Origin of the sequence: Rhodococcus sp. NPDC058521 (assembly GCF_042719695.1) — a bacterium.
Classification (GTDB): domain Bacteria; phylum Actinomycetota; class Actinomycetes; order Mycobacteriales; family Mycobacteriaceae; genus Rhodococcus_F.
This window is the reverse complement of record NZ_JBHXNL010000002.1, coordinates 233,535-246,297: the sequence shown is the minus strand read 5'-3', so window position 1 is coordinate 246,297 and position 12,763 is coordinate 233,535. Positions and strand designations below refer to the sequence as shown.

Annotated in this window: 13 protein-coding genes; 9 read left to right on the top strand and 4 right to left on the bottom strand. The window is 63.2% G+C overall.

From position 1 onward, the window contains the following. Window positions 1-51: 51 nt before the first annotated feature. Both ACFWO3_RS05345 and ACFWO3_RS05340 read left to right on the top strand, forming a co-directional pair. Window positions 52-1,197, top strand: a complete 1,146-nt coding sequence (locus tag ACFWO3_RS05345) for an acyl-CoA dehydrogenase family protein (RefSeq protein WP_378574546.1) — start codon at window positions 52-54, stop codon at window positions 1,195-1,197. Window positions 1,198-1,227: 30 nt separating this feature from the next. Then, the gene (locus tag ACFWO3_RS05340; protein WP_378574544.1) at window positions 1,228-1,989 is read left to right on the top strand and encodes an SDR family NAD(P)-dependent oxidoreductase; all 762 of its coding nucleotides are present in this window, start codon (window positions 1,228-1,230) and stop codon (window positions 1,987-1,989) included. Here the strand turns inward: ACFWO3_RS05340 and ACFWO3_RS05335 are convergent. Further along, window positions 1,986-2,426 (bottom strand): SRPBCC family protein, encoded by a 441-nt coding sequence (locus ACFWO3_RS05335; RefSeq protein WP_378574542.1) that lies wholly within the window; start codon window positions 2,424-2,426, stop codon window positions 1,986-1,988. The two genes, ACFWO3_RS05340 and ACFWO3_RS05335, sit on opposite strands and share 4 nt — an antisense overlap. Window positions 2,427-2,527: 101 nt before the next feature. Between ACFWO3_RS05335 and ACFWO3_RS05330 the strand changes: the two genes are divergently transcribed. Further along, the gene (locus tag ACFWO3_RS05330) at window positions 2,528-3,130 is read left to right on the top strand and encodes a TetR/AcrR family transcriptional regulator (RefSeq protein WP_378574540.1); all 603 of its coding nucleotides are present in this window, start codon (window positions 2,528-2,530) and stop codon (window positions 3,128-3,130) included. A gap of 71 nt (window positions 3,131-3,201) precedes the next feature. Continuing rightward, window positions 3,202-4,236, top strand: a complete 1,035-nt coding sequence (locus tag ACFWO3_RS05325) for a phosphotransferase family protein (RefSeq protein WP_378574538.1) — start codon at window positions 3,202-3,204, stop codon at window positions 4,234-4,236. A 3-nt stretch (window positions 4,237-4,239) separates the two neighbouring features. Here ACFWO3_RS05325 and ACFWO3_RS05320 read toward each other — a convergent pair whose 3' ends face one another. After that, on the bottom strand, window positions 4,240-4,794 hold the full coding sequence (locus ACFWO3_RS05320; protein ID WP_378574536.1) for a ribulose 1,5-bisphosphate carboxylase large subunit: 555 nt from the start codon (window positions 4,792-4,794) through the stop codon (window positions 4,240-4,242). Window positions 4,795-5,045: 251 nt separating this feature from the next. Between ACFWO3_RS05320 and ACFWO3_RS05315 the strand changes: the two genes are divergently transcribed. After that, complete coding sequence (locus tag ACFWO3_RS05315; RefSeq protein WP_378574534.1) at window positions 5,046-5,534, top strand: methylated-DNA--[protein]-cysteine S-methyltransferase; 489 nt, start codon at window positions 5,046-5,048, stop codon at window positions 5,532-5,534. Next, window positions 5,531-6,385, top strand: coding sequence for a DNA-3-methyladenine glycosylase family protein (locus ACFWO3_RS05310; RefSeq protein WP_378574532.1), 855 nt, complete (start codon window positions 5,531-5,533; stop codon window positions 6,383-6,385). The genes ACFWO3_RS05315 and ACFWO3_RS05310 overlap by 4 nt, the downstream gene beginning before the upstream one ends. Window positions 6,386-6,414: 29 nt before the next feature. Here the strand turns inward: ACFWO3_RS05310 and ACFWO3_RS05305 are convergent, their stop codons facing one another. Beyond that, window positions 6,415-8,634 (bottom strand): MMPL family transporter, encoded by a 2,220-nt coding sequence (locus tag ACFWO3_RS05305; RefSeq protein WP_378574530.1) that lies wholly within the window; start codon window positions 8,632-8,634, stop codon window positions 6,415-6,417. Between the two features lie 414 nt (window positions 8,635-9,048). Between ACFWO3_RS05305 and ACFWO3_RS05300 the strand changes: the two genes are divergently transcribed. Then, window positions 9,049-9,735: a TetR/AcrR family transcriptional regulator gene (locus ACFWO3_RS05300; RefSeq protein WP_378574528.1), complete on the top strand. Its 687-nt coding sequence runs from the start codon at window positions 9,049-9,051 to the stop codon at window positions 9,733-9,735. Between the two features lie 236 nt (window positions 9,736-9,971). Here ACFWO3_RS05300 and ACFWO3_RS05295 read toward each other — a convergent pair whose 3' ends face one another. Then, entirely contained in the window at window positions 9,972-10,445 is a 474-nt protein-coding gene (locus ACFWO3_RS05295; RefSeq protein WP_378574526.1) for a MaoC family dehydratase, read from the bottom strand. A gap of 115 nt (window positions 10,446-10,560) precedes the next feature. Here ACFWO3_RS05295 and ACFWO3_RS05290 point away from each other — a divergent pair, with 115 nt between their 5' ends. Then, window positions 10,561-11,379 (top strand): SDR family oxidoreductase, encoded by an 819-nt coding sequence (locus ACFWO3_RS05290; protein ID WP_378574524.1) that lies wholly within the window; start codon window positions 10,561-10,563, stop codon window positions 11,377-11,379. A gap of 136 nt (window positions 11,380-11,515) precedes the next feature. Continuing rightward, on the top strand, window positions 11,516-12,763 hold the full coding sequence (locus ACFWO3_RS05285; RefSeq protein WP_378574521.1) for an acyl-CoA dehydrogenase family protein: 1,248 nt from the start codon (window positions 11,516-11,518) through the stop codon (window positions 12,761-12,763).

The window sequence follows — 12,763 nt, the reverse complement described above, 5'->3', positions numbered from 1 at the left end:
AGCGGGCGCTTAGAAAATAAGCGAACGCTTAGAATCTGAAATGGAGCGGTGATGCGACGCACTCTGTACGGACCCGACCACGAGGCTTTCCGCGAATCGGTTCGCGAGTTCGTGAGCCGCAACATCACGCCGGTTGCGGACAAGCTCATCGACCAGCGCTTCATCGATCGCGAGATCTGGCTCGAAGCGGGACGCAACGGGTTCCTCGGGCTCGAGGTTCCGGAGCAGTACGGCGGCAGCGAAGCCGGGGACTACCGGTTCAACGCCGTCCTGGGCGAGGAACTCTCACGGGCCAGCGCCGCGATCTCGTCGAGCTTCGGCATTCACGCGGACATCGTTGCGCCATACATGGTTCAGCTCACCACCGAAGAGCAGAAGGAACGCTGGCTCCCCAAGTTCTGCACCGGCGAACTCCTCACCGGCATCGGCATGACCGAGCCGTCGGGCGGATCGGATCTCGCCGCTCTCAAGACGACTGCCGTTCGCGACGGCGACGATTGGATCATCAACGGCTCCAAGACGTTCATCACCAACGGCTACAACGCCGACCTCGTCATCGTTGCAGCGCGGACCAGCCCCGAGAAGAAGGCGAAGGGCATCACGTTGTTCGCCGTCGAAACCGGGATGGAAGGATTCGAACGCGGCCGCAAGCTCGACAAGGTCGGCCAGCACGAATCCGACACCGCAGAACTGTTCTTCGAGAACGTGCGGGTGCCGTCCGCCAACATGATCGGTGAACTCGACCGCGGCTTCATTCACATGATGGAAATGCTGCCACAGGAGCGGATCGGCGCTGCTGTCTCCAACATCGCACACGTTGCCGCGATCCTCGAGGAGACACTGCAATACGCGAAGGACCGCAAGGCATTCGGTCAGCCGATCGGATCGTTGCAGTGGAACAAATTCCTGCTCGCCGATCTCGTCACCCGCGTGGAAGTCACCCAGGCATACGTCGACAACTGCGTTGCCGCACATGCCGCTGGTGAACTCACCGCGATCGACGCAGCCAAGGCCAAGTGGTGGTCGGCTCAGGTTCAGAACGAAGTTCTCGACCACTGCGTGCAGCTGCACGGCGGATACGGATTCATGACCGAATACCGTGCCGCGCGTGCGTGGATGGACGCGCGTGTCACCAAGATCTGGGCAGGCTCCAACGAGATCATGAAGGAACTCATCGGCCGCGACCTCGGTCTCTGAGCGAATCACCCCGACGACGAAGGAGTGCATGTGTCCGTTCTCGACAAGTTCACGTTGAAGGACAAGGTTGTGGTGGTGACCGGCGCGTCGTCGGGGTTGGGGGTTGCCTTCGCCAAGGGAGCCGCCGAGGCCGGTGCCGATGTGGTGCTTGCCGCCCGCCGCACCGACAAGCTGGAGAACACGGCGGAACTGGTCCGCGCGGCCGGTCGAGAAGCACTCACGGTTGCCACGGACATCGCCGAGCCGGAGCAGGCCCAGCGCATGATCGACGCTGCGATGGAAAAGTTCGGCAAGGTCGACGTGCTGATCAACAACGCCGGAATCGGAACGGCCTTCCCGGCCACCAGGGAAACCCCCGAACAGTTCCGTCAGGTCATCGACGTCAACCTCAACGGTTCGTACTGGGCGGCTCAAGCGGCAGGCAAGGTGATGAAGCCGGGCAGTGCGATCGTGAACATCTCGAGTGTTCTGGGCCTGACTACGGCCGGGCTTCCGCAAGCGGCATACGCGGCGAGCAAGGCCGGCGTCATCGGCCTCACCCGTGACCTGGCGCAGCAGTGGGGAACCCGAAAGGGCATACGTGTCAACGCAATTGCACCCGGATTCTTTGCCACCGAGATGACCGACCAGTACCACGAGGGATACCTCGAGAGCATGACCCCGCGTCTTCTGCTCGGCCGGCTCGGTGATCCGGAAGAGCTGGCGGCAACTGTCGTGTGGCTCGCATCCGACGCGGCTGCGTACGTGACAGGTCAGACCATCCCGGTGGACGGCGGAATCACCGTCACCTAGATCCGTTCGAGGTTTCGGCGCAGCTTGTTCTCGGTGCTGGTGATGGCCGTCTCGACGATGGGCTCGACGAGACGGCCGAGCGCCTTCCCCGCGAGGCCACCGGGCAGTTGGTAGGCGAAGTCCACGCTCAACTCGGTGTGGTCGTCGTCCTGCGCTTTGAACCGCCAGGTGGATGTGTTGGTTATTCCGTCGAGTGAGGAGACGGTGATGACCTCGTTCTCCACCCACTCGCTGATCTCGACGCGTGAACGCAGCTGCTTCGGCCCGATGTGCATCACGGTGTCGAAGGTTGCGCCCAGGCCCTGCGTGAACTCACCGACCGGCGTGAACTCGGATATACCGAACATCCAATCCGGGACGGTCTGGTAGTCGTCGATGTACGCGAATGCGACATAGATCGGAACCCGTGCGACTCCGGCATGTCGTATGTGGATCATCGTCGGGTCCGCCTTCGTCTCGGAGATCGTGCTGGGCCGACTGTAATGGACGCCACCGAACCGGCACGTGCATCTTGGCGTGCGGTTATACGGTGAACGGCATGGGCATGGAACGTGGGGGATGGCGGCAGTATCCGGACCAGGGGCTGTCGAAGGTGCTCTCCGCTGCCCTTTCGGCCTTCGTCGAACGCGGATACGACGGGGCGTCGATCCGAGAGATCGCGGCCCGTGCCGGATTGTCGGTCCCGGGCGTGTATCACCATTATTCGTCGAAGCAGGCTCTGCTGGTCGGGCTGACCAACGCGGTGATGGTCGACCTTCTGAACCGCAGCAAGGCCGCCATCGCCGACGCGGGGCCAAGTGCGAGCGAGCGGTTCGATGCCGTCGTCGAATCTCTGCTCTTGTTCCACATGCACCGACGTGAGCAAGCCTTCGTTGCCTCTCGGGAGACGCGAAGCATGGAGCTGGAGGCACGCAACGCGTACATCGCATTGCGCGATGAGCAGCAGAAATTGCTCGACGACATCGTTCGTGACGGTGTTGCCTCCGGGGAGTTCGGTGCGAAGTTCCCGGAGGATGCGAGCCGTGCGGTGACGACCATGTGTGTGGCGGTGTCGACGTGGTACCGGCCCGATGGGGCACTCTCGCCCCAGGAGCTGGTCGAACGCTATCTCTCCATCGCCCGGAGCGCGGTCGATGCTTGACTGTTGACCTGCTCATTCGCATGTGAGAATCTCGAACCGAGCGATCGATCGGTTGGTATCTCGAGGAGGTCATGGTGAAGCAGCGCGAGGGGCTCGATCTCGCGGCCCTGCGGCAGTTTCTCGATGCGAACGGGATCGACACCGCGGGCGAACTCCGCGCCGAACTGATCTCCGGTGGCAAATCGAATCTCACCTACCGGATCCTCGACGACTCCTCCCGGTGGGTGCTGCGAAGGCCGCCCACCGGGGGGCTCACACCTTCGGCGCACGACGTCGCCCGCGAATATCGGGTGGTCGACGCCCTGCAAGGTAGTGGAGTTCCCGTCGCACGTACGGTCGCATTGTGTGAGGACGCCTCCGTGATGGGCGCCCCGTTCGCTGTCGTGGAGCACGTCGACGGTCGCGTGATCAGGTCGTCGCGGGACTTGGATGCCTTGTCGGACAACGACATGGACCGGTGTGTCGACGAGTTGGTCCGCGTGCTGGCTGCGTTGCACTCGGTGGATTACGAGGCAAAGGGGCTCGGTGAATTCGGGCGACCCGAAGGGTATTTGAACCGGCAGGTGCGGCTGTGGGCCGGCCAGTGGGAACGAGTGAAGTCGGACGATCTGTCGGACGTCGACAGACTGTACGTGGCTCTTCGGGTGGCGATTCCAAGTGAGCACGACTCCACCATCGTTCACGGCGACTACCGAATCGACAACACGATCCTGAGCGCCTCCGACGCTGGAAGTGTTGCTGCAGTGGTGGATTGGGAGCTCTCTACTCTCGGTGATCCTCTGACCGATGTTGCGCTCATGGGCGTGTACCGCAACCCTGCCCTCGACCTCGTACTGGGCGAGGACGCGGCGTGGACCAGCCCGCGCCTGCCCTCTGCGGACGATCTCGCTCAGCGATATGCGGTGGCTTCCGGTCGGGAACTGGCGCATTGGAACTTCTACATGGCGCTCGCCAACTTCAAGCTCGCCGTGATCGCCGCAGGAATCGACCATCGATACCGCGCCGGTGCGACGGTGGGCGAGGGGTTCGACAAGTCGGGCGATGCCGTGCCCGAGTTCGTCGCTGCGGGTCTGTCCGCGATCAAGGGCAGAGAACGCGCAGTGTGACGCTCAGTCCTCCCCGTTTTCCTTCGACTCGCCACGCTTGCGGAGGAACTTGAAACCCGGCACGCCCTGTATCGCCTGCCGCACGTCCTTGACGACCTCGAGCAGTTCGTGAATCTCGGGCGACACGGTGTCGAGGGTGGCCAGGATGGGCATCAGTGACGTCAGCCGGTCGGCAAGTTCGGGGAGGTTGTTCACCAGACGGATCGCGGCATGGATCTCCTCCCCGCTGAGCTCGTCCAGGAACGTGCGCGCCAACGGCGCCGCATGCAGCGCCATCGGCTCGTACACGGCGAGGAGGTTCTGCGCAGTCTCCGAGGTCTCGCCGGCGTTGGTGACGACGGCTCCAGCGCCGTCCGCGACGGCGTTCGCTCTGGCAGCTACGACGGCGGCACCCTCGGTGACCTCCTCGACTCGGGCTATCAGCAGCTCTGTCCGAAGGAGTAGCGCGTCTATTCGTGCAGGTAGGCCGGCTACGAATACGGCAGTGCCGACCGACCAGCGTGCAACACCCGCCGTGGTGCGGACGAGGTCGCGTGGTGCCATCGGCAAGAGTTCCATGCGTTCCATCATCACGGATACGGCCCTTCGACCGCGAACACACGCAGGGTTTCGGTTGGATCGTGAGGAGTCTCATGTCCCGGCTCGGTTGTGCGCCCGCAATCCGCGTGAAAGAAGGTGTACTTATGCTGCCGGGGTAATTGTTTCCTACTTCGGGTCCAGCGGTTCGGTACCTCACATTGTCGGGTGTCTCGGCGTCTACTTCTCAGCGAGGCAAGATGCCTCGTGGTCCTGGTGGAAGGATGGAGACAGTGAACGTCGAGAGAAATACCCATCGTGTGATCGAATCGCCGATCGGCCCGCTCACCTTGGTCGATCGTGGCGGTGCGCTCGGTGGCGTCTACATGGCGCAACATCGGCACCGGCCGGACCCGGCCACGTTCGGTCCGCAGAGCTCGCAGAGTCTCGACGACGTGATCGTGCAGTTGGGCGAGTACTTCGCAGGTCGGCGAACCGAGTTCACCGTGCCGTTGGCACTGCGGGGAACCCCGTTTCAACGCCGCGTGTGGGAGTCACTGCGAACGATTCCGTATGGACAGACCTGGACGTACCGGGACCTGGCGGCAGCAGTCGGGCAGCCGACGGCGGTGCGGGCCGTTGCGGCCGCCAACGGTAAGAACCCGATCAGCATCGTCGTCCCGTGCCACCGCGTGATCGGGTCGGACGGCTCACTCACCGGGTATGCGGGTGGACTCGAACGTAAGCAGTTCCTGCTCGATCGAGAACAGCGGCCTGCATGATCGTACGCTTGCCCTACAGACCGCCCTTCACGTACGGACCGCTGTGGAATTCGCTTGCCGCACATTCGGTTCCCGGACTCGACGAACGAAACCCGACCACCGGCGCACACAGCAGGACGATCGCCGGCCCGACCGGGCCGGCGACGGTCACCGTGCGGGTGCGGCCGGGCGAAGAACATATGGAAGTCGATATCGAGCCGGCCTCTGCGGCGGATATGGACGATGTCGTCGAGGTGGTGAGACGCTGGCTCGACCTCGAAGCGGACCCCACAGTCGTCGACGCAGCGTTGGCGCGTGACTCGATCATGGCCCCGCTCGTGTCGAAGCGGCCGGGTTTGCGCCGACTCGGCTCGGTCGACGGGTTCGAGACGGCCGTTCTCACAATCTTGGGTCAGCAGGTATCTCTGGGAGCAGCAAGGACTTTCGGATCACGTCTGGTCTCCGAATACGGTGGTGATCACGGACGGTTTCGACTGTTCCCGCAGCCCGGTGATCTCGCTGCGGAGTCCACCGATCGGCTGCGTGCGGTTGTCGGGCTGACAAACGCCCGTGCCCGCACCGTCACCGCTCTGGCCACGGCGGTCTCCGAAGGCTTGTCGCTGGATCATCGTGCTGTGCCGGAACAATTTCGAAGCGAACTGCTTTCGGTGCCGGGGATCGGGCCGTGGACGGTCGATTACCTGACCGTTCGGATTCTGGGCGACGCTGATGCATTCGTGCCGGGTGATCTGGTATTGAAGCGCGCGTTGAACGTCGACAGCGCCGGCGAAGCCGCCGACCTCGCGGAGAGCTGGCGACCGTGGCGCGCCTACGCCCTCTTTCATCTGTGGACCGAAGCGGTCTACGGGTAGTCGTCGTTCGTACTGGACCCCGAGAGCAGTCAGTCTTTTGCTCGGGCAAGAGCCGATGGCCACCAGATCTTCTTGCCGGTGTCGTGTGACATCGCCGGAACCAGGATGCTGCGCACGATGATCGTGTCGAGGAGAACGCCGAAGGACACCGCGAATCCGACTTCGGCGAGGAACACCAGCGGCAGCACGCCGAGTACCGCGAACGTCGCTGCCAGGACGATGCCCGCCGACGTGATCACCCCGCCCGTCACGGCGAGACCGCGCAGGACCCCGGACCTCGTGCCGTGCTCCTCGGTCTCCTCCCGCACCCTCGTCATGAGGAAGATGTTGTAGTCGATGCCCAATGCGACGAGGAACACGAACGCGTACAGAGGGAATGCGGGATCTGCGTTCGCGAAATGAAAGATGTGCGTGAAGAACAGGCCGCATACCCCGAGCGTCGCGGCGAAGGACAACACCACGGTGGCGATCAGGATGACCGGTGCGAGGAGCGCACGCAGGAGCACTGCCAGCACGATGAAGATGACCACGAGAACGATCGGGATGATCAGGTTTCGGTCGTGCACGGATGCCTGCTGCACGTCGAGCGTCGTCGCAGTGGTGCCACCGACCAGCGCGTCGGCTCCGGGAACAGCGTGCGCGGCGTCGCGCAGTCGTTGAACGGTGTCCAGCGCCTCAGGTGAATCGTACGAATCGGCGAGAGTGACGTTCAGGATCGTGCGTCCGTCGATGGGAGCAACCGTCAGAGGGCCTGGTGCACAACCGGATCCGGATGCCGTCGCGACGGCCTCGGGATTGGTCTTGATCAGTTCGGCGAGCTTCGCGACGTCGACTTGCGGGCACACGGCACCGGCGTCGGACGAGACACCCTCGACGCCCTTCACCGCTTCCGTGACCGCATCGAGAGCGTCGACGTTGGTAACGATTACTGCCGGTGCACCGGCTCCGGGGTCGAACTTCGAGTCGTAGAGTTCCTGCCCGGCAACGGCGTCCGGCTTGTTGGTGAAGTTCTCGGTGGACGAAAGTCCGTCAGTCTTCAGACTGCCGAACCCGACGAGGAAGAGCACCGCGAGAAGGGCGGTGGCTCCGATCCAGAACGGCCGGTCCTTGCTGCCCACGGCCGCGGCGATCTTGCCCCACATGCCGTGGGTGGTGAGGTCGGCGGCATTGTCGACCTTCGGCTTGCGGGGCCAGAACACCCAGCGTCCGGCAGCGGCCAGTGCAACGGGCAGGAACGTCATCATCACGAGGTAGGTGCAGACGATTCCGATGGCGGCGACCGGGCCGAGGCTCTTGTTCGAGTTGAGTTCCGAAAACATCAGGCACAGGAGCCCGAGTACGACCGTGACGGCCGATGCCGTGATCGCGGGTGCGGATTCGCGCCACGCGGTGATCATCGCGTCGAACCGGTTCTCGTGGAAGTGGAGTTCTTCCCGATATCGAGCAATCAGCAACAGGGCGTAGTCGGTTCCGGCGCCGATGACGAGAACGAACAGAATGCCCTGGCTCTGTCCGGTCAGTGTGAGAAGTTCGGCGTCGGCGAGCAGGTAGATCACCATGGACGCCAGACCGAGCGCGAGGAGTGCAGAGAACAGCGGGAAGAACCACAGGACCGGTGAGCGGTAGACGACGAGGAGGATCAGCACCACGACGAGGAGTGCCGCACCCAGCAGTGTGCCGTCGAGACCCTCGAACGCATCGATGAATGCGACGAGCAGGCCACCGGGTCCTGCGGGTAGCACTTCGAGATCGGACACCGCCCCCTTCGCCGCGTCGAGCACTTCCTGCTCGGTCGTGGCCATCACGTCGCCGGTGACCGCTTCACCGTCCGTCTGAGACACCAGGGGCACGTAGATCGAGGCCGTGGTGCCATCGCTCGAGTACTCGGGTTCGGTGACCGACGTGGCGTCCACACCCGAGACTCCCGTTATGGCGGTCCGGGCGCCGGCTATAGCTGTTTTGTCTTCGTCGGTGAGCGCCGTGTCGCGGTGGAACAGCACGAATCCTGGGATCGTCTCGACCTGGATGAACTGTGCGGATTCGTTGGTGACGACGGTGGACTCGGCGGAACTCGACAGGTAGGAGGCGTTGTCGTTCTTCTGAACCTCGGTGAGTTTGCCCTGAAACGTTCCACCGACGCCACCCGCGAAGAACGCGATGATCGCCAGCGCGATGATGGTGAAGACGGGCCATCCGCGGCGCGCACGGGTGGGACGCTCATTCTTCTCGGGTGAATCCACCGTGCTCATGGGTACTCCTCCGACGCGCGACGCCGAACCCATCATCGGTCCCGTGATGGGCCCACCAACGGCGTCCAGTAGATCACGGTGAAGTGACCGCGATACCCCGATTGCGGGAGGTTCGATCTGCACGCAGCACCTGCAATACGAGGTCGGCGTTGATACTTTCGAGTTCCGCTGCGGTGTATTCGCCGTCTGGGCTATACCACCGGCATATATCTATATCGTTGTCGATTTCCTGGCGCACCGTGTGACGGATCCGGCTGCGATTTCTGCCGACCTCACGGTGATAGGCCGGTCACCTGTCTCATGCTGATGGGCGCGACGACCTTTCTCATCGGATGACGTCCGTTCCTGGAACGCACCTGCACTGATTGCGGCGGCAATTGTCGTGGTGCAGCTCGGGTCACGTATAAATAGCCCATGTCTGCTTCCGCACCAGGAGAGGCGAGCGAGGATCCGCCGTCGATGGCGGATACCTCGCTGCTGCGCGATCTGCCGACAACCGGGCGCGGCCTGCGGACCAGGGCGGCCCTGGTTGCAGCTGCGCGAACCGTGTTCGAGCGGTCCGGCTACCTCGACTCGAGGCTGATCGACATCACCAAGGAGGCGAGCTGCTCGGCAGGCACGTTCTACACGTACTTCGCGAGCAAGGAAGAGATCTTCGCGGCGGTGCTCGAAACCGCGCAGGAAGACATGATGCATCCCGGTATGCCGCACGTGGCTGCGGACGACGATCCGGTGGCCGTCATCGAAGCGAGCAACCGCGCGTACTTCTCGGCGTATCAGCGCAACGCCAAGTTGATGGGGTTGCTCGAGCAGGTCGCGAATATCGATCCTCGGTTCCGGAAGCTCCGGCAGAACCGGGCCGACGCGTTCGTCCGAAGAAACGCGCGAAGCATTGCGGAATTGCAGCGGAGCGGTCTCGCGGATCCCCAACTGGATCCGCTTCTTGCGTCCAGGGCACTGTCCGGCATGATCAGCCGACTCGGGTTCTCGTACTTCGTCACCGAACCGAGTGTGCGAGAAGGTGAAGAGCCCAGCTCGTTCGAGGATCTTGTCTTCACCGCCACCCGACTCTGGGTCAACGCCCTCAGGCTCCACCCGTGAGTGGTCTGCGAGTGCAGGGACTCGCAGACCACTCACGGGGGTATGCGGGGGATCCCACGCGCACTGCCGTTCTGGTGGACTTCGGCGCAGCGATTCGGGATCGACGTACCGATCAGTAAGTGAATCAGTATGATTCGTCGTTCATCCGCAGCACGAGCTTGCTGGTGATTGCGCCAAAGTCAACGCCTACGATCTCCGGGCAGTCGCCGAGTGCCGTCCGGGAAATCGTTTGACGCTCAGTCGTGCTCGACTACTCGCACCATCGATTCGGCGACCATCACAGGCTTGTCCGCGCCTTCGCGTTCGATCACCTGGGACATGGTCACCTGGATCCCGCCGGGCAGCTTGTCCGCCGACGTGACGGTGGCCCGCAAGCGCATGCGTGAACCGACCGGAACCGGCGCGGGGAACCGCACCTTGCCGTAGCCGTAGTTGAGGCTGTGGGCGAATCCGTCGAACCTGAGAAGCTCTGCCGAAAGAGCCGGTGTGAGCGACAAACTGTAGAGACCGTGGGCGATCGTTCCGCCGAGCGCGGTCGCGGCCGCACGCGCCGGATCGACGTGAATCCACTGGTGATCGCCGGTTGCATCGGCAAACGCGTCGATGCGTTCCTGGGTCACGTCGTGCCAGTCGGTCGGGCCGAGTACCTTGCCGATCAGTGCTCGCAGATCGTCGTACGTCGCGGGGGCTGCGGTAGCGGTGTCGGTCATGGTTCTCCTCTGTTTCGGAGCTTCTGGAACGTTCGGAGCTTCTGGAACGATTGAATCTGACGCCGGATTCAACTATACATAGTGTGAGACCTGGATCACCACCGAAAGGAACTCCGTGAAGGTTGAAGGAAGGGTCGCCGTGGTCACCGGTGGTGGCGGCGGAATCGGCGGGGCGATCGCCCGGCGTCTCGCCGAGGAGGGTGCGAAGGTCGTGGTCACGGATCTGGATGCCACCGCGGCCGAGGTCGTCGTTGCCGCGATCGTCGCCGCACACCCCGGCGCTGCCGTGGCAATGAGTGGAGACGCATCGAGTTCCGAACACATTCGTGCAGCGGTCGAGCGGGCGGAGTCCGAATTCGGGCCTGTCGACCTGTATTTCGCCAATGCGGGCATCGGAGGAAAGCCAGGGCTCGATGCCGACGAGGACGCATGGGACCGGTCGATCGACGTGAACCTCCGCGCACACATCCGGGCGGCACAATTGCTGATACCGCAGTGGGAAGAGCGTGGCGAGGGCTACTTCGTGAGCACTGCATCCGCGGCCGGCCTGCTCACGCAGATCGGCTCGGCTACCTACGCCACCACCAAGCATGCCGCCGTGGGATTCGCAGAATGGCTGTCCGTCACCTACGGAGATCGCGGGATTCGGGTCAGTTGCCTGTGTCCCATGGGCGTCAACACCAAGTTGCTGTACGAAGGCCGTGACTCCGGCGACGAACTCGGAGCCGCCGCCACGCGGGCGGTCACCACTGCAGGCGCCGTTCTCGAACCGCCAGAAGTCGCCGAGATCGTGTTGGCGGCAATGGATGCCGAGCAATTCCTGATTCTGCCGCACGAGCAGGTGCGGGAGATGAACCGGCAGAAGGGCTCCGACTACGACCGGTGGATTCGGGGCATGCGGAGGTACCAGGCGTCGTTGACGGCAGGCGCATGATGGGCGGAGCCGGCGATATCGTCGATGCACGGGTGCAGGCCGTCGTCGTGACGGGTGCTGGCCGAGGCTTCTGCGCGGGCGTCGACCTCGACGATCTGAAGACCGAACTTTCCTTCACTAGCCACCGGGAGTAACGATGTCTCAGTTCGAATTCTCCGATCGTGCACTGCAGTACCAGAAGGAACTGCTCGATTTCATGGACACTCACGTCTACCCGGCGGAAGCCGTGTACGAGCAGCAGATGCACGAGTCGGGCGACCCACACTTCCATCCGCCGATTCTCGAGGATCTCAAGGCCGAGGCCCGTCGGCGCGGACTGTGGAATCTCTTTCACCCCCACAAAGAATGGGGACCGGGCCTGAGCAACCTCGATTACGCGCCTCTCGCCGAGATCATGGGCCGTAGCTTCATTGCGTCCGAGGCATGCAATTGCAATGCGCCCGACACCGGAAACATGGAGGTGCTGACCCTGTTCGGCACCGACGAGCACAAGAAGAAGTACCTCGAGCCACTCCTCGAAGGAACGATGGCTTCGGCATTCGCGATGACCGAGCCCGCCGTCGCCAGCTCGGACGCAACGAACATCGAACTGCGGATGGTCCGCGATGGCGACGATTACGTACTCAACGGTCGTAAGTGGTTCGCTTCCAATGCTTTGCACAAGAACTGCAAAGTCCTCATCGTGATGGGGAAGACGGATCCAGAGGCCGCACCGCACCGGCAGCAGTCGATGATGGTGGTGCCGGTCGATGCTCCCGGCGTCACGATCGTTCGTAACCTACCCGTGTTCGGGTATGTCGACCGTGAGGGTCATGCCGAGATCACCTTCGAGGACGTGCGTGTTCCCTCCACGGATGTGCTGGCAGGAGAGGGCGAAGGATTCGCGATCAGTCAGGCACGCCTCGGGCCGGGCCGTATACACCACTGCATGCGCATCATCGGCATGGCGGAGCGAGCGCTCGAGTTGATGTGCCGACGTGCGAGCTCGCGGGTGACTTTCGGTCACCCGCTCAGCGAGCGTGCCAACATTCAGGACTGGATCGCCGAGGCGCGCATCGATATCGAAATGGTGCGGCTGCTGACTCTGAAGGCTGCGCACATGATGGACACCGTGGGCAACAAGGAGGCCCGCACAGAGATAGCTGCGATCAAGATTGCGGCCCCCAACGTAGCTTTGCGGATCATCGACCGGGCGATCCAAGTACACGGTGGCGCCGGTGTCACGGACGACTTCCCGTTGGCTATGGCGTACGCACACATTCGTACGCTGCGTCTGGCCGACGGTCCCGACGAGGTGCACAAACGCGCCATCGCACGTCAGGAGTTGCGCAAGTATCGAGACACGTCGGCTTCGCAGAACGGGCAGAAGCCTGCGGTGAACTGA